The 23,074-nt window shown below is 64.7% G+C and carries 22 protein-coding genes and 1 tRNA gene; 17 read left to right on the top strand and 6 right to left on the bottom strand.

What is annotated here, in order from left to right; all coding sequences use genetic code 11:
* Positions 1-6 precede the first annotated feature (6 nt).
* The 6 genes from ACVWYQ_RS26830 to ACVWYQ_RS26805 all read left to right on the top strand — a co-directional run bounded on the left by ACVWYQ_RS26830 (position 7) and on the right by ACVWYQ_RS26805 (position 6,009).
* On the top strand, positions 7-711 hold the full coding sequence (locus ACVWYQ_RS26830) for a GntR family transcriptional regulator (RefSeq protein WP_271545975.1): 705 nt from the start codon (positions 7-9) through the stop codon (positions 709-711).
* Positions 708-1,514 carry an ABC transporter ATP-binding protein gene (locus ACVWYQ_RS26825; protein ID WP_404545614.1) on the top strand — a complete coding sequence of 269 codons (807 nt, stop codon included), beginning with the start codon at positions 708-710 and terminating at the stop codon, positions 1,512-1,514. Before ACVWYQ_RS26830 ends, ACVWYQ_RS26825 begins: the two co-directional genes overlap by 4 nt.
* On the top strand, positions 1,511-2,275 hold the full coding sequence (locus tag ACVWYQ_RS26820; protein ID WP_404545612.1) for an ABC transporter permease: 765 nt from the start codon (positions 1,511-1,513) through the stop codon (positions 2,273-2,275). The genes ACVWYQ_RS26825 and ACVWYQ_RS26820 overlap by 4 nt, the downstream gene beginning before the upstream one ends.
* Positions 2,272-3,039 (top strand): ABC transporter permease, encoded by a 768-nt coding sequence (locus ACVWYQ_RS26815; RefSeq protein WP_404545610.1) that lies wholly within the window; start codon positions 2,272-2,274, stop codon positions 3,037-3,039. The genes ACVWYQ_RS26820 and ACVWYQ_RS26815 overlap by 4 nt, the downstream gene beginning before the upstream one ends.
* 331 nt (positions 3,040-3,370) lie before the next feature.
* On the top strand, positions 3,371-5,413 hold the full coding sequence (locus ACVWYQ_RS26810) for a peroxidase family protein (protein WP_456726549.1): 2,043 nt from the start codon (positions 3,371-3,373) through the stop codon (positions 5,411-5,413).
* A gap of 110 nt (positions 5,414-5,523) precedes the next feature.
* On the top strand, positions 5,524-6,009 hold the full coding sequence (locus ACVWYQ_RS26805) for a cupredoxin domain-containing protein (protein WP_193760727.1): 486 nt from the start codon (positions 5,524-5,526) through the stop codon (positions 6,007-6,009).
* 248 nt (positions 6,010-6,257) lie between these two features.
* Here ACVWYQ_RS26805 and ACVWYQ_RS26800 read toward each other — a convergent pair.
* Positions 6,258-6,334 (bottom strand) — tRNA-Met (locus tag ACVWYQ_RS26800).
* Between the two features lie 423 nt (positions 6,335-6,757).
* Here ACVWYQ_RS26800 and ACVWYQ_RS26795 point away from each other — a divergent pair.
* Positions 6,758-8,350, top strand: a complete 1,593-nt coding sequence (locus tag ACVWYQ_RS26795; RefSeq protein ID WP_404545606.1) for a GMC family oxidoreductase — start codon at positions 6,758-6,760, stop codon at positions 8,348-8,350.
* A 207-nt stretch (positions 8,351-8,557) separates the two neighbouring features.
* Here ACVWYQ_RS26795 and ACVWYQ_RS26790 read toward each other — a convergent pair whose 3' ends face one another.
* On the bottom strand, positions 8,558-9,319 hold the full coding sequence (locus tag ACVWYQ_RS26790; RefSeq protein WP_404545604.1) for an SDR family oxidoreductase: 762 nt from the start codon (positions 9,317-9,319) through the stop codon (positions 8,558-8,560).
* Positions 9,320-9,440: 121 nt separating this feature from the next.
* Here ACVWYQ_RS26790 and ACVWYQ_RS26785 point away from each other — a divergent pair, with 121 nt between their 5' ends.
* A complete protein-coding gene (locus tag ACVWYQ_RS26785; protein ID WP_036021099.1) occupies positions 9,441-9,953 on the top strand; it encodes a CvpA family protein in 513 nt (170 codons plus the stop codon).
* A 130-nt stretch (positions 9,954-10,083) separates the two neighbouring features.
* Positions 10,084-10,866 carry an SDR family oxidoreductase gene (locus tag ACVWYQ_RS26780; protein ID WP_271545990.1) on the top strand — a complete coding sequence of 261 codons (783 nt, stop codon included), beginning with the start codon at positions 10,084-10,086 and terminating at the stop codon, positions 10,864-10,866.
* A 170-nt stretch (positions 10,867-11,036) separates the two neighbouring features.
* Here the strand turns inward: ACVWYQ_RS26780 and ACVWYQ_RS26775 are convergent, their stop codons facing one another.
* Positions 11,037-11,513 carry a DUF3775 domain-containing protein gene (locus tag ACVWYQ_RS26775; protein WP_271545992.1) on the bottom strand — a complete coding sequence of 159 codons (477 nt, stop codon included), beginning with the start codon at positions 11,511-11,513 and terminating at the stop codon, positions 11,037-11,039.
* Positions 11,514-11,640: 127 nt separating this feature from the next.
* Between ACVWYQ_RS26775 and ACVWYQ_RS26770 the strand changes: the two genes are divergently transcribed.
* The 6 genes from ACVWYQ_RS26770 (at position 11,641) to ACVWYQ_RS26745 (ending at position 17,895) form a co-directional block, all read left to right on the top strand.
* Entirely contained in the window at positions 11,641-12,489 is an 849-nt protein-coding gene (locus tag ACVWYQ_RS26770) for an MBL fold metallo-hydrolase (RefSeq protein ID WP_275497704.1), read from the top strand.
* Positions 12,490-12,575: 86 nt separating this feature from the next.
* Entirely contained in the window at positions 12,576-13,418 is an 843-nt protein-coding gene (locus tag ACVWYQ_RS26765) for a fumarylacetoacetate hydrolase family protein (RefSeq protein WP_271545994.1), read from the top strand.
* Positions 13,419-13,568: 150 nt separating this feature from the next.
* Positions 13,569-14,180 carry a glutathione S-transferase family protein gene (locus ACVWYQ_RS26760; RefSeq protein WP_157283150.1) on the top strand — a complete coding sequence of 204 codons (612 nt, stop codon included), beginning with the start codon at positions 13,569-13,571 and terminating at the stop codon, positions 14,178-14,180.
* A 15-nt stretch (positions 14,181-14,195) separates the two neighbouring features.
* Positions 14,196-15,062, top strand: a complete 867-nt coding sequence (locus ACVWYQ_RS26755; RefSeq protein ID WP_404545601.1) for an MBL fold metallo-hydrolase — start codon at positions 14,196-14,198, stop codon at positions 15,060-15,062.
* A gap of 118 nt (positions 15,063-15,180) precedes the next feature.
* Positions 15,181-16,329, top strand: coding sequence for an alpha/beta hydrolase (locus tag ACVWYQ_RS26750; protein WP_404545599.1), 1,149 nt, complete (start codon positions 15,181-15,183; stop codon positions 16,327-16,329).
* 93 nt (positions 16,330-16,422) lie between these two features.
* Positions 16,423-17,895: an amidase gene (locus tag ACVWYQ_RS26745; RefSeq protein WP_404545597.1), complete on the top strand. Its 1,473-nt coding sequence runs from the start codon at positions 16,423-16,425 to the stop codon at positions 17,893-17,895.
* A gap of 116 nt (positions 17,896-18,011) precedes the next feature.
* On the opposite strand, the gene ACVWYQ_RS26740 is transcribed toward ACVWYQ_RS26745, so the two are convergent.
* The 3 genes from ACVWYQ_RS26740 to ACVWYQ_RS26730 all read right to left on the bottom strand — a co-directional run bounded on the left by ACVWYQ_RS26740 (position 18,012) and on the right by ACVWYQ_RS26730 (position 21,245).
* Positions 18,012-19,100, bottom strand: a complete 1,089-nt coding sequence (locus ACVWYQ_RS26740; RefSeq protein WP_271546002.1) for a Zn-dependent alcohol dehydrogenase — start codon at positions 19,098-19,100, stop codon at positions 18,012-18,014.
* Between the two features lie 173 nt (positions 19,101-19,273).
* Positions 19,274-21,058, bottom strand: coding sequence for an acyl-CoA dehydrogenase family protein (locus ACVWYQ_RS26735; protein ID WP_404545595.1), 1,785 nt, complete (start codon positions 21,056-21,058; stop codon positions 19,274-19,276).
* The gene (locus ACVWYQ_RS26730) at positions 21,042-21,245 is read right to left on the bottom strand and encodes a hypothetical protein (protein WP_404545593.1); all 204 of its coding nucleotides are present in this window, start codon (positions 21,243-21,245) and stop codon (positions 21,042-21,044) included. Before ACVWYQ_RS26730 ends, ACVWYQ_RS26735 begins: the two co-directional genes overlap by 17 nt.
* A 34-nt stretch (positions 21,246-21,279) precedes the next feature.
* Here ACVWYQ_RS26730 and ACVWYQ_RS26725 point away from each other — a divergent pair, with 34 nt between their 5' ends.
* Together ACVWYQ_RS26725 and ACVWYQ_RS26720 are read left to right on the top strand one after the other, a co-directional pair.
* The gene (locus ACVWYQ_RS26725; protein WP_404545591.1) at positions 21,280-21,981 is read left to right on the top strand and encodes an SDR family NAD(P)-dependent oxidoreductase; all 702 of its coding nucleotides are present in this window, start codon (positions 21,280-21,282) and stop codon (positions 21,979-21,981) included.
* 122 nt (positions 21,982-22,103) lie between these two features.
* A complete protein-coding gene (locus ACVWYQ_RS26720) occupies positions 22,104-22,934 on the top strand; it encodes an enoyl-CoA hydratase (protein ID WP_157283155.1) in 831 nt (276 codons plus the stop codon).
* The last annotated feature ends 140 nt before the right edge of the window (positions 22,935-23,074 follow it).

The raw sequence follows: 23,074 nt of genomic DNA, 5'->3' as shown, positions 1-23,074 counted from the left end.
TCGACGATGCCAGCTCCCGAGCGCACTCTCGAACGCCCGCCGACGGAAGCCGGCACCTTGAGCGAGCGTGCCGCAAACCTCATCGAGCAGGACATCCTGGCCGGAGATCTCGCGCCGGGATCGCGGCTCGGCATCGTCGACCTCGTGCAGCGTTACGATATCGGCGCCACGCCGCTGCGTGAAGGCCTGTCGCGGCTGATGTCGCGCGGCCTGATCGTCGGCATCGGCCAGCGCGGCTTCCGCGTCGCCGAGGTCAGCCGCGAAGATCTCGCCGACATCACCTGCATGCGGACCGCGGTCGAGATCGAGGCGGTCAGGCTGGCGATCCTGCACGGCGATGCCGCCTGGGAGGCCGGCATCATCAGCGCGCTGCATCAGATGCGCCGGCATATCGAGCGCACCGGCAACGAATTCCGCGAGGGCGCTGCGGAGTTCGACCGGCTGCACAAGGGCTTCCACACCGCGCTGCTCGCCGCCTGCGGCTCGCGGCGCATGCTGGCCGCCCACTCCGACCTCTACGACCAGGCCTACCGCTACCGCCGCGTGATGATGGGCGCCATCGACAGCGGCGAGAGATTCATCCGCAGTCACCAGATACTCGCCGACCACGTGCTCGCCCGCGACGTGGCCGCCGCGCAAAAAATGCTGGCGGCGCATCTGCACTCGACCATCGACTTCGTCTATCCGCAGGTGGGCGGAGAGCAATCATGAGCGTCGTTGCAAGGCTCAGCGAGGCGCGCGCCGCGCGGCGGCAGAAACCGCTGATCGCGTTCAATGCCGCGACGCTGCGGCTCGGCGGCAAGACCATCATCGAGAACCTCGATCTTCAGGTGCGGCCGGGCGAATTCCTCTGCATCGTCGGCGCCTCCGGCTGCGGCAAGACCACGGCGCTGCGGCTCGCCGCAGGCCTCTATCGCCCCACGAGCGGCGCGGTGACGTTTGAGGGCGAAGAGATCACCGAGCCGCGGCGCGAGGTCGCGATCGTGTTCCAGGATTACGGCAAGGCGCTGTTGCCGTGGCGGACCGCCGCCGGAAACATCTCGCTGGCGCTGGAAGCCTCGCGGGTGCCGGCGCGCGAACGCGGCGCGCGCATCGAGGCGCTGCTGCGCAAGGTCGGGTTGCCCGGCCATGCCGACAAATATCCGACTGAGATGTCAGGAGGTATGCAGCAACGGCTGCAGATCGCGCGCTGCCTTGCGCAGGAGCCGACCACGCTGCTGATGGACGAGCCGTTCGGCGCGCTGGATGCGATGACCCGGCAAGGCTTGCAGGACGAGGTCCTGTCGCTGACGCAGGCGAGCCAGACCACCGTGATCTTCGTGACCCACGATCTTGACGAGGCGATCTATCTCGGCGACCGCGTCATCGGCCTCTTGCCGCATCCCGGCCGGATCGGGATCGAGCTCGACGTCGACCTGCCGCGTCCGCGCGACCAGCTCGCCACCCGCGAACATCCGGAATTCCTGCGGCTGCGCCGGCAATTGTTCGACTTCATCAAGGCGACCGAGCATTGAGCCTCGACCGCACCAAGCCCTTGCTGCTGCCGCTGGCGCTGGTGCTGGCGTTTGAGCTCTGGGCGCGCCTCACCCATCTGCAAAGCGACAGCCTGGCGCCGCCGAGCGCAATCCTCGCGGCGCTGGCCACGGCGCTCGCCGATCTCTCGATTCCGGTCGCGACCCGCGACACGCTGTTCGCCGCCTTTGCGGGGCTTGCCATCGGCAGCGCCATCGGACTTGCGCTCGGCATTGCCTTCGGCATCTCGCGTCCCCTCGACCGGCTGATGGAGGTGACGGTCGAGGCGATCCGCCCGATTCCCTCGATCGCGCTGCTGCCGATTGCGTTGATCGCGCTCGGCTTCGGCTACCGCATGGAGATCGTGATCGTGGCGTTCGCCTGCGTCTGGCCGATGCTGATCATGACGCGCAGCGCGGTGCGCAGCATCGAGCCGCGATTGATGGAGGTGTCGCGGGCCTTGCGGCTGAGCGCGCCGCAACGGATCGCGAAGATCGTGATCCCGGCCGCACTGCCGAGGATCTTCGTCGCCTTCCGCCTGTCGGCCGGGATCGCCCTGATCGTCGCCGTCACCGTCGAGATCGCCATCAACCCGATCGGCTTGGGTGCCGGCATCATGCTGGCGCAGCAGGCACTGCGCGCCGACCTGATGCTGGCCTATCTCGTCTGGATCGGCGCGATCGGCTACGCGCTGAACATGCTGTTGATCGGGGCCCAGCGCCGCCTGTTCGGCCGCGCCGCGCTCGCCGGAGACAATCCATGAAGCGCGCGGCGATCCTCTGGCGTGTCGCAAGCGTCCTCGTCGCAGCGGGCTTCATCGCGGCGTGGCAGCTCATCGCCGACCTGCGCCTGGTGTCGCCTGTGTTCCTGCCTGGTCCGGACCGCGCCTGGGCCGCTTTGGTGCGTGGCTTCGCCAGCGGCGATCTCGCGGGCAAGCTCGTCGGCACGCTGGAGCACATGGCCTATGGCTGGTTCGCCGCCTCGATCGCCGGCATTGCTCTCGGCGCGCTGATCGGCTCGTCCAAGACGATGCGCGCCTATGTCGCGCCGTCGCTGGAATTCTTAAGGCCCCTGCCGGTCTCGGCGATCATCCCGGTCGCGATCGCGATGCTCGGGCTGACGCAAGGCATGGCGCTGTTCGTGATCGCCTTCGGCGCGATCTGGCCGATCATGCTCGCCACCATTCACGGCTTTGCCGCAGTCGAGCCGCGGCTGTATGAGGTCGCCAGCTCGCTGCAGATGTCGCGCACCGCCATCATCGCCAAGATCGCCCTGCCCTCGGCATTGCCGGATATCCTCGCGGGCATGCGGCTCAGCCTGACCGTCGCGCTGATCCTCTCGGTGGTCTGCGAGATCCTGGCCGGCCTCGACGGCCTTGGTCACTGGGTCCTGCTCTCGGCACGCGCGTTTCGATCCGCCGACCTCTTCGCCGGCGTCATCCTGCTCGGTGCGACCGGATATTTGACGTCAGTTGCGATGTCACTCGTCGAGCAGCGGCTACTCGCCTGGCAGACCGCGGCGAGGTAGCGCGGCGATCCCATCGCCAAAACAAAAACGGCCCGCTTCGCGCGGGCCGTTGTCGTCTCGGATCCGGTCAATCCGAATTTGACTGCGGGGATAGGCAACCACCGATACCGACACTTGCTTCAAGCCGCAATTTGAGCGGCAGACCTTGGACGCTATCCCAGCAGCAGGTGCATCGCGGCCACGACCTCTCCACAACTCGACATCTGCCGAGCCCGGAGGCCCCTTCCCCTCCCCGGCGCGGACGCTCCGTATCGAATGTATTGCAACTAATTCGCATTTGCACTACAGATGCAAATCATTCTTACTCGCATTACATAAAAAGGGGAGGCACATGATGCGGGGGCTGCGACCGACTTGGCCAAGCGAGTTTCGCCTCGAGCAGAACCCTTTCGACTTTGACGACGACCCCGGCGCGTCTCTCTGGACTGGTTTCCAAGAGCCGCGCGGCAGTCATTCAGGCGAGTTTCACTGGGCGTTTAAAGGCCATCAGGTTTGGTACGGGTGCCCGCAACCGCCCTTGCCAACGCTCCAGTTTCGCAGCTTTGACGGTTCGGGAAACAATCTCACGGACCTCGACCTCAACGCCGCCGGTACGGCGGTCGACCGCATTGGCCCCGCCCATTTCAGCGACGGCATTTCCGAGCCGCTCGATGGCCCCAACCCGCGGACCATCAGCAACGTCGTTGTCGGCGAGGGCGACGCGAACGTCCCCAACGAGCAAGGCGTGTCGGCATTCATGTACGCCTGGGGCCAGTTCATCGATCACGATCTGACGCTGACGCGCAGCGACGGCATCAATGACATCAGCATCGCGGTGCCCAACGGCGACCCCGTGTTCGGCGACGGCGCAATCATGCCCATGACCCGAGCGATCACCGATCCGTCGAGCGGAACGAGCCCGGACAACCCGGCCACTCCCCTCAATTTCAGCACCGGCTGGCTCGATGCCTCCATGGTCTACGGCTCCAACTTAGCGACGGCGACGAGCCTACGCCTGCCCGACGGACACATGAAGGTGTCGGAGGGAGGCAATCTTCCGATCGTCAACGGCATGTTCGCTGCCGGCGATCCGCGCGCCGCAGAGAACTTTGCGCTGACTTCGCTGCACACGCTGTTCGTGCGCGAACACAATTATCAGGTCGACAAGCTGCACAATGCGCACCCGACCTGGAGCGGCGATCAGCTCTACAACTATGCGCGAGCCATCGTCACGGCGGAGATCGCGAACATCACGTATGAGGAATTTCTGCCGAACCTGCTCGGCGACGATGCGATTGCGCCTTACGGCGGTTACGACGCAAGCGTGGACCCGCGCCTTTCGCTTGAGTTCAACATCGCCTTCCGCTTCGGACATTCGATCGTCTCCGCAGAAACCGAGAGCCTGGCGGAGAACGGCGAGGTGATCGAAGGAACGGAGCGTGAGCTCAAGGATATCTTCTTCGCACCGCCATCGGATTTCGTTGCGTCCGGCGGCGCCGACGGGCAGTTGCGCCATCTGGCGGGCGACCCGTCGCAGGCTATGGATGTTCGCATCGTCGAAGACCTGCGCAATTTCCTCTTCGACCCGCCGGTGAGCATGGATCTCGCCGCGATCAACATCCAGCGTGAGCGCGATTTCGGTGTCGGATCCCTCAACGACGTACGCGAATCGCTCGGCCTCGCCCGGTATACGGAGATCGACCAGATCACCAGCGATCCGGGAACGCGGGCGGCCTTGAAGGAGGCCTTCTCGAACAACGTCGACCTGATCGACCTTTGGACCGGGGGGCTGGCCGAGAATCATGCCGCTGGCGCGCTCGTCGGCGAGACTTTCCAGACCGTCATCGCCATGCAGTTCGGGGCCTTGCGCGATGGCGACCGATTCTGGTTTGAAAATCAGGGCTTCGACGCCAAGACATTGCAGCAGATCGAGCAGACGACGCTCGCCGACATCATCCTCCGCAACACCGATACCCAACACATTCAGGACGATGTCTTCATCGCATACACACGACACACCGGGTTAAAGGGCGGCGTGGAGTCGGAAGATCCCGATGAGCGACAGCTCGTCATCGGTTCGAACGGCAAGGACACGCTTGTCGGCGGCCCACAGGGAGATTTCCTGTTCGCCGGCACTGGAAAGCAAACACTCACGGGACTGGGCGGTGCCGACCATTTCGTCTTCGACAAGGGCGGGACCAGAGCCACGATCACCGACTTCCAGCCCGGCGTCGACAAACTCGAGTTCAAGCACGCAGAAAATCTCGGCTGGAATGATGTCCGCATCTCATCTGTGCAAGGCAATGCCATCGTGTCGGTCGGCGATGACCACATCGAACTGATTGGCGTTCGTCCCTCCGCCATTCACAAATATGATTTCATTTTCGATGTCTGAATGCGGAGCCGCAGATACCACAACGGCCGCGAGCCGTTCATGGACTTCTATCGTTGACGGGATTGAAAACGGATGAAGCGCGAACCAGACGAGCAAGGAGGATGACGATCATGCGCAGATTTTCTTTCACCTCGACACTAGCTGTCGTTGGTCTGTTGTCTATGGCATTCGCGAGCGGCGCGTTTGCCGCGGGTAATCTGGCGGGGCAGGAGCCGATCGAGGTCACAATCGAGCTCGGCAAGCCAGGGCAGCACGTGTTCGTGCCAAACAAGCTGAGGTTCGAGACCGGCAAGCTCTACAAGCTGGTGCTCAAGAACCCGAGCAACGACGCGCATTACTTCACCTCGCAGGGCTTCGCGCAGCTCATTTTCACGCGCAAGGTCCAGGCCATGGGAACGCGCGACGGCAAGTTGGCGGCGCTCGCCGAGTTCAAGGGGGCGATCCGCGAGATTGAGGTCTATCCCGGGCAAACGGCGGAATGGTGGTTCGTGCCGGTGGCGACCGGCCGCGTCACCGACCTGCGCTGCGGCATCGTTGCGGCTGACGGCCGCACGCACGCCGACCACGGCATGATAGGCGAGATCGTCATTGAATAAGCAGTTGCTGCGACGTGCTGCTGGTCCGCGGATTGTGAGCTACGATGACAGCGCCTCAGTTTGCCTCTCCGACCTGGCCAAGTTCGGCACGGTTCACAGACGTGCCGTATTGCTGACCGACTCAAGCGGATTGGCACTAGCCGCGGCCTCGTCCCGGCTTTGAGACGGCCCGCGATCCTTCCCCCCAAAAACAAAAATGGCCCGCTTATCGCGGGCCATTTTCGTCTCGGATCCGGTCAATCCGAATTTGGTTGCGGGGATAGGATTTGAACCTATGACCTTCAGGTTATGAGCCTGACGAGCTACCGGGCTGCTCCACCCCGCGTTAAACCTTTGCGCGCCTTCCGTTAAGTCCTGGGGACGGTCTGTTGCGGCCGGCGCTGGTCGCGCTGGCTTTTCGCTTCCGTCCCAAAGGCTTCCTTGGAAGGCGACCCCTGGGCAATGCCCGTCGGGGTGCGGGGGGTATGTATCAAGGCGGGCTGCCTTTGGAAAGGGCTGCGGGAACGTTTTTTTCGACTTTGTGACAGGGGAATGGGCGGATTTTCGCGCCGTTTCGCGCGGTCTTGCCAGAAGTTCCACAAAGGGCCAGCTTGCGGCAACAAGATTAAGGCTGAAACGCCGGAGTGTCATTCCGGGGCGATGCGCAGCATCGAACCCGGAATCCATCTCTCAGCACGTCATGCGGCTGAATGGATTCCGGGTTCGCGCTTCGCGCGCCCCGGAATGACGCTAAATGGGGGAAACAACATTGACCGACACATTCGATTTCGTCGTCGTGGGCGCGGGCTCGGGCGGCTGCACGGTTGCGGGGCGGCTATCGGAGGATGCGCCGACATCCGTCGCGCTGCTCGATGCTGGGGGACGGAACGACACCTGGCGGATCACGACGCCATTCGGGCTCGCATTGCCTTACGCCGCGGCCAACTGGGCCTTCGATACCGTGCCGCAGAAAGGATTGAACGGCCGCATCGGCTATCAGCCGCGCGGCAAGGGCCTCGGCGGGTCCTCGGCGATCAACGCCATGGTCTATATCCGCGGCCACAAATGGGATTACGACCACTGGGCCGCGCTCGGCAATGCCGGCTGGTCGTATGCCGACGTGCTGCCCTACTTCAAGGCTTCCGAAGACAACGCCGATTTCGACGGCGAGTATCACGGCAAGGGCGGACCGCTGCATGTCAACCGGCTGCGCTCGGACAATCCGATCCATGACGTCTTCCATCAGGCGGCGCGCGAGGCGCAGTTCCGCATCCGCGAGGACTTCAATGCCGAGGACCACGAAGGGCTCGGCAGCTACCAGGTGACGCAGCGGGGCGGCGAGCGCTGGAGCGCGGCGCGGGCTTATGTGGCTCCTCATCTCGGCAAGCGGCCGAATCTGCGGGTCGAGACGGGAGCGCAGGCAACGAAGATCCTGTTCGAAGCTGGGCGCGCGGTCGGCATCGAATATGTGCAGGGCAAGCAGACAAGGCAGCTGCGCGCCCGCCGCGAGGTGATCCTCGCCGCCGGCGCCTTCCAGTCGCCGCAGCTATTGATGCTGTCGGGCGTGGGCGACGCCGACGCACTTGCCGCGCACGGCATCGGCGTCGTGCATCACCTGCCGGGCGTCGGGCGTAATCTGCAGGACCATCCGGACTTCGTATTCGTCTACGCCTCCGATTATCCGCACTTCGTTCACGCCTCGATCAGCCGGCTGCCATCCCTGCTGCGCGGTATCCAGCGCTATCGCCGCGAACGGCGCGGCGTGATGACGACGAATTTCGCCGAGTGCGGTGGCTTTCTGAAAACCCGGCCTGATCTCGACGTGCCTGACATCCAGCTCCACTTCGTCATCGCGATGCTCGACGACCACGGCCGCAAGAAGCACAAGGAGGCGGGCTTCTCATGCCATTTCTGTCTGCTCAGACCGAAGAGCCGCGGCAGCATTTGGCTGAAAAGCGCCGATCCGCTCGCAGCACCGATGATCGACCCGAACTTTCTGGGCGAGGCGGAGGATCTCGAGGCGATGGTCGCCGGCTTCAAGACGACGCGGCGGCTGATGGAGACGCCCGCGATGCGGGCGCTGCAGAAGAAGGACATGTTCACATCCGAGGTGAAGACGGACGAGGACATCCGCGCAATTCTGCGCGCGCGTGTCGACACCGTCTATCACCCCGTCGGCACCTGCAAGATGGGCACCGACGCGATGGCCGTGGTCGACCCGGCGTTGAAGGTGCATGGCGTGGCAGGATTGCGCGTCGTCGACGCTTCGATCATGCCGACGCTTATCGGCGGCAACACCAATGCGCCGACCATCATGATCGGGGAGAAGGCGGCGGATATGATCCGGGGGGAGATGCGCTAAGTCGTTCTCCGTCATTGCGAGCGCAGCGAAGCAATCCAGAGTCTTTCCGCGGTGGGATTCTGGATTGCTTCGCTACGCTCGCAATGACGATGTGGATGGAACACTGCGTGTGCCAACGATCGCGACACGTGGAGACTCCCCCTCACCCGGAATTTGCTTTCGCAAATTCCGGCCTCTCCCCGCAAGCGGGGAGAGGCGAAGAGGGGCTCAATTCAGCAAGAAGCCGCCGTCCACGGTCACCACGCTGCCCGTCATGTAGCGCGACGCGTTCGATGCCAGCAGCAGGATCGCGCCGTCGAGATCGGACTCGGCGCCGACGCGGCGTTGCGGGATGCGCTTGGCGAGGCGCTCGCCTGCCGGCGTCGACCAGAAGGCGTGGTTCATCTCGGTGTCGATATAGCCGGGCGCGAGCGCGTTGACGCGGATGTTCTGGCCCGCGAGCTCGAGTGCCATCGCTCTCGTCGCCTGGATGATGCCGGCCTTGGAGATCGCGTAAGGCGAGAGCGCCTTCAAGACGCCGGTGCCGAGCACGGAGGCGATGTTGACGATGTTGCCCGGCTGCTTGCGCGCGATCATGCGCCGCGCCACTTCGGTTGCGAGGAAATAGGCGCCTTTGAGATTGGCACCGATCACGGCGTCCCAATCCGCCTCGGTCTGCTCGGTCGCGAGCTTCTCGATGGCGATGCCGGCATTGTTGACCAGCACGGTGACGGGCCCGAGCGCGGCCTCGGCGGCGTCGACAGCCCTGGCGATCGAGGCGGTGTCGGTGACGTCGAGCGCGACCGCAGCGGCGCGGCCGCCCTTGCCGCGGATCTCCTCTTCCAGGCTCCTCAGTTTGTCCGTTTGCCGCGCAGCGAGCGCGACGGCCGCACCATGCGCGGCCAGCACCCGGGCAAATTGCCGGCCCAGCCCCTGGCTCGCACCCGTGACGAGGATGATTTCTTTACTGACGTCGAATAGGTCTGACATGACGCGTTCCTTGCGCGGTTCCCTTGAGCTTTGAGGCCACCAATACAGACGATTTTAGCGATCTGAAACCGGAATGATCGGCTCGGCGTTCATTCGTTCCGTCGAGGCGGGGCTTTCGCGAATGAACAGTTTCGATCTCGCTGTCTACGCCGCGCTGGCAGTCGCGGTCGGCTTGGGGTTCAGGACCGGGCTGCTGCGCAGTGCCATGACCATCCTCGCTTATCTGCTCGCCGCACCCATAGCGGTGGCGCTGATGCCGCTGATCGCACCGCAGATCGCCGGCAATCCGAACTCGCCGCTGTTGCAGAACTGGATCTGGTTCTTCGCCATCTTCGTCGTCGTCGGCATGCTGTTCGGCCATATCGGCCGCATCGCGCTGAACGACACGATCGGCGAGGCCGGCCTCGGCGACCGGCTCGGCGGCGCGGCGCTCGGCGCCGTCAGGGTCGGCCTCGTCGCCACCACCTTGGTGCTGGTGTTCGATCAGATCGTGCCGACGAACCGCCAGCCGCCCTTCCTCGCCGGCTCGCATCTGCGCCCGCTGTTCTCGACCGCGGGCCAGATGGGCTTCAAGTCGCTGCCGCCGGAAGCTGCCGCCGCGATCGACCGCCTCAAGCAGGAGCGGCGGATCTGATCTGGCGCATTTGCATCGCTAGCCGCGAGGCGCATGCATTTTGGTGCGGGCCGCTCCCTTATCAGCGGCATCACAGTTGGCTAAGGTAGCCGCCGTCCAAAACCTGCCTGACATTTACGGGAGTGAAACAGTGGATCTTGGGATCAAGGGTCGCCGCGCCATCGTCTGCGCATCCAGCAAGGGCTTGGGGCGCGCCTGCGCCATCTCGCTGGCCGAGGCCGGCGTTCACGTCACGCTGACCGCGCGCGGCGCTGATACGCTGAAGAAGACCGCCGACGAGATCCGCAAGGCCTATCCCGACGTGACCGTCACCGAGATCGTCGGCGACATCACGACGCCGGCGGGCCGCGAGGCGGTGCTGAAGGCCTGCCCCGAGCCCGACATCCTGATCAACAATGCCGGCGGCCCGCCGCCCGGCGATTTCCGCAACTGGACCCGCGACGACTGGATCAAGGCGATCGACGCCAACATGCTGACCCCGATCGAGCTGATCAAGGCGACGGTCGACGGCATGATGGCACGCAAGTTCGGCCGCATCGTCAACATCACCTCGGCCGCGGTGAAGGCGCCGATCGATATCCTCGGCCTCTCCAACGGAGCCCGCGCCGGCCTCACCGGCTTCATCGCCGGCCTGTCGCGCAAGACGGTCATCAACAACGTCACCATCAATGGCCTTCTGCCGGGCCCGTTCGAGACCGATCGCCTGACCAGCACCGCGAAGGGCGAAGCCGACAAGCGTGGCGTCACGCCGCAGCAGATCCTGGCCGAGCGCGCCAAGCTCAACCCCGCCGGCCGCTTCGGCCAGCCCGACGAATTCGGCTATGCCTGCGCCTTCCTGTGCGGCGCCAAGGCCGGCTTCATCACCGGCCAGAACATTCTGCTGGATGGTGGCGCGTTCCCGGGGACGCTGTAAAGCATCATCGCATCACGAAGGATCGTCATGCCCGGGCTTGTCCCGGGCATCCACGTTCTTTGTTCGGCAAAGTAAGACGTGGATGGCCGGGCATAGGCGAGCGGAAGCGACGCCGTCCTTCGGACGGCTATGCCCGGCCATGACGATGTGGAGGCGTCAAAGCCCGATCCTCACCGCTGCTTGGTGGGCTCGTCCTCATCCTGCTGGCTCGGAGCGGAGGAATCGGCGGTGGTGCGCTCATCGGTCCAGTCGATGCCGAATTCGTCGAGCCCGTTCGCGAGCAGATCGCCCAGCATGGGCTCGCCGAGCAGATAGTGCACCGTTTCGCGGCGTGGGCTGCCATATTCACGGCGCGCCTCCGCCGCGCGGGCGCGCAGCTCGTCCCAGTCATCGATCGTGCCGTCGCCGCGGCCGAGCCAGGTCAGCGCGACGAGGTCGAGCTGCTCGTCCTCGTTCAGGGCGATCATGAAGCTGCCGAGCTCTTGCACGACCGGATCGGAGCCATCGTCGTCGAGGACGTCCATCATATCGTCGTCGGCCGCGTTCGAGCCGGAGTCCGGATCAGAAGCCCCCTCCTTGACGTCGAATTCGCGCGCCTTCTCGATGATGAAGGCGACCTTCTCCGCGGAAATCGCAAGCTCTGGCATGGCGTCCTCTTCGGCTAGCATCCAGTTCCCCGCGATAACGCCACATCACCTCAGATGATCCATTGCGCCCGATGGCAGAAAATGTGCATGTTCCAGCGCAAGAGCAAGAACACAGGGGAGGCGCCGGATGCAGTGGAAGGTCGGCAAGGTCAGGATCACCAAATTCGTCGAAATGGAGACGGTCGGCTCGACCCGCTTCATCCTGCCGGCAGCGACCAATGACGAGATCCAGAAGCTGCCCTGGCTGATCCCGCATTTCGCCACCGACGAAGGCCGGCTGAAAATGTCGATCCACTCGCTGGTGGTGGAGACGCCGACGCGCCGGATCGTGGTGGACACCGGCCTTGGCAACGACAAGCAGGGCCGCGGTGTCCCCACCTGGAACAACCGCAGCACACCCTTTCTGGAGACCATGGCAGCGGCGGGGTTTCCGCCTGACAGCATCGACACCGTGCTGTGCACGCATCTTCACGTCGACCATGTCGGCTGGAATACGCGGCTGGTTGACGGCCGCTGGGTGCCGACATTTCCGAAGGCGCGCTATGTTTTCGGCAGGACCGAATATGAGCACTGGCGTGATTACACGGCCGAGCCGGACAAGGTCGCGGTGTTCAACGATTCCGTGAAGCCAGTGGTCGATGCCGGCCAGGCCGATCTGGTCCCGAGTGACCATCGGCTTTGCGAGCAGATCGAAATGATCCCAACCCCCGGTCACAGCCCGGGGCACATGAGCGTCCTGATCGAGTCCGATGGCGAGCAGGCGCTTCTGACCGGCGACGTTGCCCATCATCCCTGCCAGATGGCCCATCTCGACTGGTGCTCGACCGTGGATACCGATCCCGCGCGATCGGCGGCAAGCCGGTACGCGGTGTTCTCGCGCTTTGCCGACACGCCCACACTGGTGATCGGCGGTCATTATTCGGCCGGACATATCAAGCGGGACGGCGACGCATTCAGGTTCGTGGCGCTGGGGTGATGCCCGTTTTGGGCGGTTGAATTTCCCGCCGCCCTGTTCCAAGAAGCTATTCAACCGATCGGTCCAATCTCCAGGGAGAAACGAGAATGAAGCTTGTTCGTTATGGCGAGAAGGGTGCGGAAAAGCCCGGCCTGATCGACAGATCCGGCCAATTGCGCGACCTGTCGGCGCATCTGAAGGACCTCACCGGCGAAGCTTATTCGCCGGAATCCCTGAAGAAGCTGGCCGCGATCGATCCCGCCTCGCTGCCCGCCGTTTCCGGCAAGCCCCGGTTCGGCGCGCCCGTCACCGGCATCTCGAAATTCGTCGCGATCGGCCTCAACTATTCCGACCATGCCAAGGAGACCGGCGCCGAGATTCCGAGCGAGCCGATCATCTTCATGAAGGCCAATACCTCGCTGTCGGGCCCGAATGATCCCGTCGAGAAGCCGCGCGGCTCGACCAAGCTCGACTGGGAGGTCGAGATCGCCGCCATCATCGGCACTCGCGCCAAATATGTCTCGGAAGCCGACGCGCTAAACCACGTCGCCGGCTATTGCGTCTGCAACGACGTCTCCGAGCGCGCCTTCCAGATCGAGCGCCTCGGCCAGTGGACCAAGGGCAAGTCGCACGACACATTCGGCCCGCTCGGGCCGTGGCTCGCCACCAAGGACGAGATCAAGGATGTGCAGAACCTGTCGATGTGGCTCGATGTCAACGGCCAGCGCCGCCAGACCGGCTCGACCAAGACCATGATCTTCTCGATGGCCAAGTGCATTTCCTATGTCTCGCAGTTCATGACGCTCCTGCCCGGCGACGTCATCACCACGGGCACCCCGCCCGGAGTCGGCCTCGGCATGAAGCCGCCGACCTTCCTCAATGTCGGCGACGTCGTCACGCTCGGCATCGAAGGCCTCGGCGAGCAGCGCCAGGAGATCGTGGCGGCGTAAGCCGCGCATCATACACCGTCGTCATGCCCGGGCTTGACCCGGGCATCCACGTCTCACAGTCTGACTACGCGGCAAGGCGTGGATGGCCGGGTCAAGCCCGGCCATGACGAGGAGACGCCGTTCGCACAAGTTCGATTGCAGGGAATTCCCATGAAGCTCACCTTCTCCCCCGCCTCGCCCTTTGCCCGCAAGGTGCGCATCGCCGCGATCGAGCTCGGGCTGATCGACAAGATCGAATTCGTGCCAGCAAGCGTGACGCCGGGCACGGCCAACGAGGACTATTCGAAGATCACGCCGCTGAAGAAGCTGCCGGTGCTGATCACCAATGACGGCGACGTGATCCTGGATTCCTACGTCATCGTCGAATATCTCAACGAGATCGCCGGCGGCAGCCTGATTCCGGATTACGGCCCGCGGCGCTGGAAGGCCAAGACCAATCACTCGCTGATCAACGGCATGCTCGATTCCATGCTGCTGTGCCGTTACGAGAAGATGGTGCGGCCGCAGGGCCTGCAATGGCAGGCCTGGTCGGACGACCATTGGAACAGAGCCTGGACCGGCATGGCGCGCTTCGAGAACATGCCTGACGTGCTGAACGGCCCGTTCGACATCTCGCAGATCGGCCTCGTTTGCGTGCTCGGCTATGCCGACTTCCGCTTCGCCGATTGCGGCTGGCGCAAGGCCTTTCCCAAGCTCGACGCCTTCCACCAGAAGATGCTGGAGCGGCCCTCAGTGAAGATCTCGGTGCCGCCACCCGCATAAAGTTCGGGAGTTCTCATGAGCCTCAGATTCTCGGTCGGCGATCTCACCATCCATCGCGTCATCGAGCAGGAGACCTCGTTCGTCCCGGCGCTGGAGATGCTGCCGGGGCTGACGGCCGAGGTGCTGGCCGAGAACCGGGCGTGGATGCGCGAGGCGAAGGCGCTGGACGAAGAGGACGTGCTGCTGCTGTGCTTCCAGTCCTACGTAGTGAAGACGCCGCACCACACCATCCTGGTCGACAGCTGCATCGGCAACGACAAGCCGCGGCCGCGGCCGAAATGGAACATGAAGACCGACGACACCTATTTGCGCGGCCTCGGGGCCGCGGGGTTTTCGGTCGACGACATCGACTTCGTGATGTGCACGCATCTGCATGTCGACCATGTCGGCTGGAACACGCGGCTGGAAAACGGCCGCTGGGTGCCGACCTTCCCCAAGGCGCGCTATGTGTTCGCCAAGCAGGAATTCGATCACTGGTCCGCGCAGAACGAGAAGACGGAGATCCCGCCCTTCGTCGACAGCGTGTTGCCGGTGGTCGAGGCCAACAGGCACGAGCTCGTCGGCAACGACCACGAGATCGGCGACCACGTCCGCATCCTGCCGACACCTGGCCATACGCCGGGCCATATCGCCATCACGATGGGCCGCGGCAAGGACGATGCGGTGTTCTCGGGCGATCTCATCCACTCGCCACTGCAGACGCTCTATCCGGAGCTGTCGATCAAATTCGACGTCGATCCGGCCGCAGCCGCGAAAACGCGCCGCAGCTTCCTGGAACGCTATTGCGACACCGACACGCTGTGCTGCACCGCGCATTTCCCCTCGCCGTCGGTGGGGAAGATCAGGCGCAAGGGCAACGCGTTCGTGTGCACGGCGGTGTAGCGAGCTGTCGTCGGGTGGGCAAAGCGAAGCGTGCCCACGGTATCTCGCGTTGAACAATGGTGGGCACGGCGCTTTGCGCCTTTGCCCACCCTACGATACTGCCCGTGTGGAGAATACGATGACCGCACTCCCCGACGTCCCCCTGCCCGCCGGAATCCGCTCGCGCACCGTCGACGGCATCAACGGCTTGCGGATGCATGTGCTGGAGGCCGGTTTCGAGACCAAGGGACGGCCCTGTATCCTCTTGCTGCACGGCTTTCCCGAGCTCGCCTTCTCCTGGCGCAAGGTGATGCCGGCGCTGGCCGCCGCTGGTTATCACGTAATCGCACCGGACCAGCGCGGCTACGGACGCACCACGGGATGGAGCGCGGAGTACGACGGCCCTCTCGCGCCGTTCTCGCTTCTCAATCTCGTGCGCGATGCGCTCGCTCTGGTGTCGGCATTCGGCTACAGGCAGGTCGATGTGGTCGGACATGATTTTGGCAGCCCGGTCGCAGCCTGGTGCGCCTTGATCCGGCCCGACGTGTTTCGTTCGGTGACGATGATGAGCGCGCCGTTCGGCGGCCCACCGGCGCTGCCGTTCGGCACGGTCGACAATCCGGCAAAGCCCGCGGTGGAAGACCCGGTGCATCGCGAGCTCGCCGCGCTGCCGCGGCCACGCAAGCACTATCAATGGTACTATTCGACACGGGAAGCCAATGCCCACATGCAGCAGGCACCGCAGGGCGTGCACGATTTCCTGCGCGCCTATTATCATCACAAGAGCGCGGACTGGACCGACAACAAGCCCTATCCGCTGCAAGCGTGGTCGGCGCAGGAGCTGGCGAAGCTGCCGACCTATTACGTGATGGACTTGCATGAGACCATGGCCGAGACGGTCGCGAAGGAAATGCCCTCTCCGGCCGCGATCGCCGCGAACCAATGGCTGCCGGACAGCCAACTTGCCCATTACAGCGCCGAGTACAGCCGCACCGGATTTCAGGGCGGGCTGCAATGGTACCGCTACGGCACGTCGGGCACGCTGAACAATGAGATGCAATTGTTTGCCGGCCGCAGCATCGACGTGCCCTCCTGCTTCATCTCGGGCAAGCAGGATTGGGGCACCTATCAACGGCCCGGCGTATTCGAGACGATGCAGCGCAGCGCGTGCACGAAGATGCTCGGTTGCCATCTCGTCGACGGCGCCGGCCATTGGGTCCAGCAGGAGCAGCCGGCCGCGGTGAGCAGGTTGCTGCTCGACTTCCTCGCTAGCGCCGGCATGGCCTGATTTGATCGGGAACCACAATCTCCATCAAACAGCCGTTGAGAGATTCGGCCAAACTGCGCATCATCTTCCAAGAACCGGAGCGGGAGAAGCGCCGTGGCCAGATCGGAATGGAGTTTCAAGAGTGCGGTCGAACTGTCGGCCGCGTTGCGTGCGAAGAAGGTCTCGGCCGTCGAGCTGGCGCAGGACGCGATCGCGCGTATCGAACGGCACGACGGCAGGATCAACGCGGTGTGCGTGCGCGACTTCGATCGCGCGCTCGCTGCGGCGCGCGAGGCGGATGCGGCGCTGGCGCGCGGCGAGCGCAAGCCGCTGCTCGGCCTGCCTACGACGATCAAGGAATCCTTCAACATCGCCGGCCTGCCGACGACCTGGGGATTCCTGCCGCAGAAGGATTTCAAGCCCGTGGAAGACGCGCTGGCCGTGGCCCGCATCAAGCAAGCCGGCGGCGTGATCCTCGGCAAGACCAACCTGCCGGTCGGCCTCGGCGACTGGCAGAGCTACAACGACATCTACGGCACCACCAACAACCCCTACGATCTCGGCCGCACGCCGGGCGGTTCGTCCGGGGGATCGGCGGCAGCCCTCGCCGCAGGCTATTGCGCGCTCGCCACCGGCTCCGACATCGGCGGCTCCCTGCGTGTGCCGGCATTTCATTGCGGCGTGTTCGCGCACAAGCCGACGCTCAATCTCTGCGCGGCGCGCGGCGAGACCCCGCCGCCGTTTCCAGCCATTCCGCGCGAGGGCGACCTCGCCGTCATCGGGCCGATGGCGCGCAATGCGGCGGATCTGTCCTTGCTGCTCGACGTCATGGCGGGACCCGATCCTCTCGACATCGGTATCGCCTACAAGCTCGATTTGCCGGCTGCGCGGCATCAGTCGCTGCGGGATTTTCGTATCCTGGTGATCGACAGCCATCCTCTGCTGCCGAGCGACCGAGATGTCCGCAGCGCGATCGACAAGCTCGCAATCGATCTTGCGAAGGCCGGCGTCACCGTCGCACGCGAGAGCGCGCTGCTCCCGGACTTCGCGGAGACGTCCCGGCTTTACATGCGCATGCTGCTGGGTTTCCTCGGCGCGTTCTTGCCTCCCGACGAGCTGGCGGATGCGCAGGCGCGGGCGAGCCAGCTGTCACCGGAGGACACCAGCCTTGACGCGGAGCGACTGCGCGGCATCACCGCGAGCCACCGCGCCTGGGTGCTCGATGCGGGGGCCCGCGCCGTCCTGCGCGCGCAATGGCGGGCGTTGTTCGGGAGCTTCGACGCGGTGATCTGCCCGATCATGCCGACGCCGGCCTTTCCGCACGATCATTCGCCGGAGCAGCGCCTGCGAACGATCAGCATCGACGGCAAGGATTACCCCTATTCCGACCAGCTCGCCTGGCCGGGCATCGCAACGCTTCCGGGCCTGCCGGCAACGGCCGTTCCGCTCGGCCTGTCGAAGGACGGCCTGCCGGTCGGCGCTCAGATCGTCGGTCCCTTCCTCGAGGACCGCACGCCGCTCAAGCTCGCCGAGCTGATCGAGCGCGAGTTCGGCGGCTTCGTGCCGCCGAAGATGTTCGATGATTGATTCCTTCACGTCATTGCGAGCGAAGCGAAGCAATCCAGACTATCTCCGCGGAGACTCCTGGATTGCTTCGTCGCGAGGGCTCCTCGCAATGACGGAGCGAAACAGCGGTTCTGGAATCAACTATCGAACACGATCACGCTGCGTAGCGTCTTGCCCGCTTTCATGTTGGCGAAGCCCTCGTTGATCTCGGAGAGCTTCAGCTTGGCCGAGATCCAATCTTCCAGATGCAGCCGGCCGCGCAAATAGAAGTCGACCAGGCGCGGCATGTCGACGCGGAAATGGTTCGAGCCCATCGAGGAGCCCTGGATCTTGCGCTCGCGCAGGAAGTCGAAGCCGTGCAGCTCGATTTTCTGCCCGAACGGGATCATGCCGACGATGGTGGCGGTGCCGCCGGAGGCGAGCATCGCAAAAGCCTGCTCGGCCGTCTCCTTGCGGCCGAGCACCTCGAAGGCATGGTGCACGCCGCCATTGGTGAGGTCGCGCACCTGCTTCACGACATCGCCGTCGGCGGGGTTGATGATGTCGGTCGCGCCCAGCTTGGTCGCGAGCTGGAGTTTTGCGGGATTGGTGTCGATGGCGATGATACGACCGGCGCCGGCGATCTGCGCGCCGTTAATCGCGGCCATGCCGACGCCGCCACAGCCGATCACCGCTACGGTCTCGCCGGCCGTCACCTTCGCCGTGTTCACCACCGCGCCATAGCCGGTGATGACGCCGCAGCCGATCAGGGCGGCGAGATCGAGCGGCATGTCCTTGCGGATCTTCACGATGGCGTTCTCGTGCACCAGCATCTGCTCGGCGAAGGAGGAGAGATTGAGAAACTGGTGAAGCTTCTCCGGCTTCGACCATTGCATCCGGTTGGAGACGCCCGGCAGCATCTTCACCGTCGCGTCGGTGCAGAGCACAGTGCGGCCGGTGGTGCAATTGTCGCAGGTGCCGCAGAAGACGGAGAGACATGTGACGACATGGTCGCCCGGCTTGACATAAGTCACATCGGAGCCGACCTGCTCAACCACGCCAGCGGATTCGTGACCGAGCACCGCAGGCAGCGGATGCGGATAGAGCCCTTCCATGAAGTGCAGGTCGGAATGGCAGAGACCGGCAACGGCGGTCCGGATCAGCACCTCGCGCGGTCCCGGCTTCGGCAGGCTGATGTCCTCGATGACGAGCGGCTGGTTGACTTCATAGAGGACGGCGGCCTTCATCGGTGTTTCCTCGTTGTTTATGATTTCGTTGCGTGCGGACGTTACCTCTCCCATGGGGAGAGGTCGGCGCGAAGCGTCGGGTGAGGGGTTACACCCCCTCGTGGGACCTGAGCCCCTCACCCGATTTGCTACGCAAATCGACCTCTCCCTATGGGAGAGGTGAAGACAGAAGCCTACGCCGCCAGAACCAGTTCGCCAACCTCGCTCATGCTGGCGGCACGATCGCCGAGCAACAGCGCGGCAATCTTCGCCTGCGCGGCATTTTCCGTCAGCCGGAACGGATCGCTCGGCGTCACGCGATGGTCGATCACGAGGCGCGAGAGCAGCAGCCGGCGTGCATCGCCACGCATCTCGTGGACGCGGTGCGCTTCCCAGGCGAAGGCGACTGCGCTGGCGACGTGATAGAGCGCGCTGGTGGCGCGGCGCGCATCGGCTTCGTTCTCGGACTTGGCCGCAACTTCGCGTGCGAAGCCGACGACGCGGTCGGTGAGGCCACGCAGATGATCGCGCCAGGCCTGCGGTACCGAGGCGCTGTCGCCGAGCCGGGCGTGCAGATCGGCCGCGAGCGCGGATTCCGCGCCGTGGCGGCCCACTGCCCGCCGCAGCGCATCGATCGCGACAATGTTGCCGGTGCCTTCCCAGACCGAGCCGAGATGCGCATCGCGCAGCAGGCGGGCGGTGGCGAATTCCTCGATATAGCCGATGCCGCCGCGCATCTCGAGCGCATCGCCGCAAACCTTGCGCGCATCGCGCGTGGCGCGGAATTTCAGCGTCGGGGTGAGGATGCGCAGCAGCGCCGCAGCATCCTGGCTGCCGGCCTCGGCACGGTCGAGGGCATCAGCAGTGAGGAAGCTCATCGACAGGCCCTGCTCCACCGGCAGCATGATCTTCAGCATCTGCCGCCGTCCCAGCGGTAGATCGATGATGCGCTGCCCGAACACCACGCGGTTGGTCGCGACCGTCATCGCATCGTGATAGGCGCGGCGCATCAGTGCGGTGGACTTGACGCCGTTGGAGAGCCGCGACGAATTCACCATCTCGGCCATCTGCACGAAACCACGGTCGAGCTTGCCTACGGGGTAGGCGATCGCGCCTTCGAGCTTGATCTCGCCCGAGGCCATCGAGCGGGTGCCGAGCTTGTCCTTGAGGCGCACGATCCGGTAATGGTTCTGCGTGCCGTCGTCGAGGAAGCGCGGCATCAGGAACAGGCCGACGCCGCGGGTGCCGGGCCCGGCGCCTTCGGGCCGGGCCAGCAGCATTACGACCTTGGCGTCGGCATTCGAGCAGAACCATTTCTCGCCATAGAGGCGCCAATGGTCGCCTTCCTGCACGGCGCGCGTGGTCAGCGTGCCGACGTCGGAGCCGCCTTCCTTCTCGGTCATGAACTGGCCGCCCTGGGTCAGCTTGCTCATGTCGGTCGAGGTCAGGCCATCCAGATATTTCGCCTTGAGCGCCTCGCTGCCGAAATTCGCCAAGAGCTTGGCGCAGCCATCGGTGACGTTGATCGGGCAGCCCATCCCGAATTCGGTCTGGTTGAACAGGAAGGTGAAGGCGTGCTTGGCGACAACAGGGTATTTCTCCGGCCAGCCCATGATGCCCTTAGCGTTCGAGAGCGCATGGATGCCGAACTCGCCGAACGCGGCGTTCTCCAGCTCGCGATAGGCCGGGTGATATTCGATCCATTGCACGTCGCGGCCGAACTTGTCGCGCTGGTGCAGGATGGGCGTGTGACGGTCGGCAAGACGCGCGCATTCGTCGAGATGGCCGCCGGCGAGCTCACCGAGCCGGTCGAGATGCGGCTCGATGTGGCGGAACAGATTCTCCGGCAGATGGATGCGAAGCAGGTCCGCGAGCGCGGGATCGGCGCGGTAGAAATTCATGCCCGACGTATCGGGCGCCAGCAGGCCGGAGGGTGCGGCCGCGATATCTTTTGGCTGCGCTTTAACCGGTCCGGGCATGATCGTCCTCTTCGTTTCCGTCCGACGGCAATTCTTTGCGCTTGCCGCTTTGGATGATGTCGATCATGCTCCAGTCGCAGACAGCGATAAAGCCGCAAAATGTCAGGGCGGCATGATCGCCGCGAGGGAGCAACTCGCCCTGCGGAATTGTGATCGCGCCGGCTGGTTGTCTGCGCGGACCATGCATAGATCAGCGGCTCCTACTTCGGAGAGATCACGCCATGGAACACCCGAACTACAGGATCGCCCTCATCGTCGGTGCCGGCGAAGGCCTCAGCGCATCGCTGGCGCGCCTGCTGGCGGCGCAGGGCATCCGCGTCGCGCTCGCCGCACGCAAGATCGAGAAGCTTGGCGCGCTCTGCACGGAGACCGGGGCCAAGGCCTATGCCTGCAACGCCACCGAGCCCGACGAGGTGGAGCGGCTGTTCGGCCTGGTCGAGCGCGAGATCGGCATGCCCGACCTCGTCGTCTACAACGCCTCCGGCCGCACGCGCGGGCCGTTCGTCGACCTCGTGCCCGCCGACGTCGCGCAGGCGATTGCGGTCAGCGCCTATGGCGGTTTCCTGGTGGCGCAGCAGGCGGCCAAGCGCATGCTGCCGAACCAGCACGGCGCGATCCTGTTCACCGGCGCCTCCGCCAGCGTCAAGGGCTATGCGCAGTCCGCTCCCTTCGCGATGGGCAAGTTCGCGCTGCGCGGACTTGCGCAGAGCATGGCGCGCGAACTCTCGCCGCAGGGCATCCATGTCGCGCATTTCGTCATCGACGGCGGCATCAGGAGCGCCGCGCGGACGGATCCGGCGGACAAGTCGGACTCGATGCTCGATCCCGACGCGATCGCGCTGAGCTATTGGAACGTGCTGCAGCAGCCGCGCAGCGCCTGGAGCTGGGAGCTGGAGCTGCGGCCCTGGGTGGAGAGGTTTTGAGGGCGAGCTGACAACAACACCCGTCATTGCGAGGAGCGAAGCGACGAAGCAATCCAGACTGGCTCTACGGAAAGATTCTGGATTGCTTCGCTTCGCTCGCAATGACGAACGAGGGAGGCGACATGACCACCGAAACCACCATTGACACCGGCACCAATGAACTCCTCTGCACGGTCCGTGACCGCGTCGCTGTGATCACGCTGAACCGGCCGGAGGCGCGCAACTCGCTGTCGGACGCGCTGACGCCGGCGCTGCGCACGATGATCAGGAGCTGCGGCGAGAATCCCGATGTCGGCGCGCTGCTGCTGACCGGCGCGGGCGAAGCCTTCTGCGCCGGCGGCAACGTCAAGGGCATGGGTGCGCATCGCGACAAGGCCAAGCTCGACATGTCCTTTGACGACAAGGTCGCCGACCTGCAGGAGCGGCAGCGGCTGCTCACCGGCGCGCTGGTGTCTGTGCGCAAGCCGACGATCGCTGCGCTTCCCGGCCCCGCGGTCGGCGCCGGGCTCGCCATCGCCATGGCCTGCGACATCCGCATCGCCGCGCAATCTGCCTTCGTCGCCACCGGCTATGCCCGCATCGCGCTCAGCGGCGATTATGGCATCGCCTGGCTGCTCACTCGGCTGGTCGGCACCGCGCGGGCGCGCGAATTGATGTTCACCGGCGACCGCGTCGATGCCGCGCGCGCCGAAGCGATCGGCCTCGTCAACCGCGTCGTGCCCGACGACAAATTGCAGACCGAGGCGTTCGCACTGGCCAAATCGCTCGCCGAAGGCCCGCGCCTCGCGCTGCGCTACATGAAGGACAATCTCGACGAGGCCCTGCTGTTCGACTTCGAAACCGCGCGCGACCACGAAGCCGAGCGGCTGGTCCGCCTCACCACGACCGCCGACCACAAGGAGGCCGTGCAGGCCTTCATCGAGAAGCGCAAGGCGGTGTTCACGGGGAAGTAGTTCCGAAACGAGGCGTCATTCCGGGGCGATGCGCAGCATCGAACCCGGAATCCATCGGGCCGCGAAACGCGCGGTGTAATGGATTCCGGGTTCGCGCTACGCGCGCCCCGGAATGACGATGGAGTGAGAGACCGCAGTGG

This window comes from Bradyrhizobium sp. USDA 3397 (assembly GCF_054060965.1).
This window is presented reverse-complemented; position numbering and strand designations above follow the sequence as displayed.

Coding starts and splice junctions, on each gene's coding strand:
- ACVWYQ_RS26805 (WP_193760727.1), top strand. CDS start 5,524: ATGCGCAGATTTTCTTTCACCTCGACACTAGCTGTCGTTGGTCTGTTG.
- ACVWYQ_RS26790 (WP_404545604.1), bottom strand. CDS start 9,319: ATGTCAGACCTATTCGACGTCAGTAAAGAAATCATCCTCGTCACGGGT.
- ACVWYQ_RS26785 (WP_036021099.1), top strand. CDS start 9,441: ATGAACAGTTTCGATCTCGCTGTCTACGCCGCGCTGGCAGTCGCGGTC.
- ACVWYQ_RS26810 (WP_456726549.1), top strand. CDS start 3,371: ATGATGCGGGGGCTGCGACCGACTTGGCCAAGCGAGTTTCGCCTCGAG.
- ACVWYQ_RS26750 (WP_404545599.1), top strand. CDS start 15,181: ATGACCGCACTCCCCGACGTCCCCCTGCCCGCCGGAATCCGCTCGCGC.
- ACVWYQ_RS26725 (WP_404545591.1), top strand. CDS start 21,280: ATGGAACACCCGAACTACAGGATCGCCCTCATCGTCGGTGCCGGCGAA.
- ACVWYQ_RS26830 (WP_271545975.1), top strand. CDS start 7: ATGCCAGCTCCCGAGCGCACTCTCGAACGCCCGCCGACGGAAGCCGGC.
- ACVWYQ_RS26825 (WP_404545614.1), top strand. CDS start 708: ATGAGCGTCGTTGCAAGGCTCAGCGAGGCGCGCGCCGCGCGGCGGCAG.
- ACVWYQ_RS26740 (WP_271546002.1), bottom strand. CDS start 19,100: ATGAAGGCCGCCGTCCTCTATGAAGTCAACCAGCCGCTCGTCATCGAG.
- ACVWYQ_RS26720 (WP_157283155.1), top strand. CDS start 22,104: ATGACCACCGAAACCACCATTGACACCGGCACCAATGAACTCCTCTGC.
- ACVWYQ_RS26755 (WP_404545601.1), top strand. CDS start 14,196: ATGAGCCTCAGATTCTCGGTCGGCGATCTCACCATCCATCGCGTCATC.
- ACVWYQ_RS26735 (WP_404545595.1), bottom strand. CDS start 21,058: ATGCCCGGACCGGTTAAAGCGCAGCCAAAAGATATCGCGGCCGCACCC.
- ACVWYQ_RS26775 (WP_271545992.1), bottom strand. CDS start 11,513: ATGCCAGAGCTTGCGATTTCCGCGGAGAAGGTCGCCTTCATCATCGAG.
- ACVWYQ_RS26730 (WP_404545593.1), bottom strand. CDS start 21,245: ATGCATGGTCCGCGCAGACAACCAGCCGGCGCGATCACAATTCCGCAG.
- ACVWYQ_RS26815 (WP_404545610.1), top strand. CDS start 2,272: ATGAAGCGCGCGGCGATCCTCTGGCGTGTCGCAAGCGTCCTCGTCGCA.
- ACVWYQ_RS26765 (WP_271545994.1), top strand. CDS start 12,576: ATGAAGCTTGTTCGTTATGGCGAGAAGGGTGCGGAAAAGCCCGGCCTG.
- ACVWYQ_RS26760 (WP_157283150.1), top strand. CDS start 13,569: ATGAAGCTCACCTTCTCCCCCGCCTCGCCCTTTGCCCGCAAGGTGCGC.
- ACVWYQ_RS26770 (WP_275497704.1), top strand. CDS start 11,641: ATGCAGTGGAAGGTCGGCAAGGTCAGGATCACCAAATTCGTCGAAATG.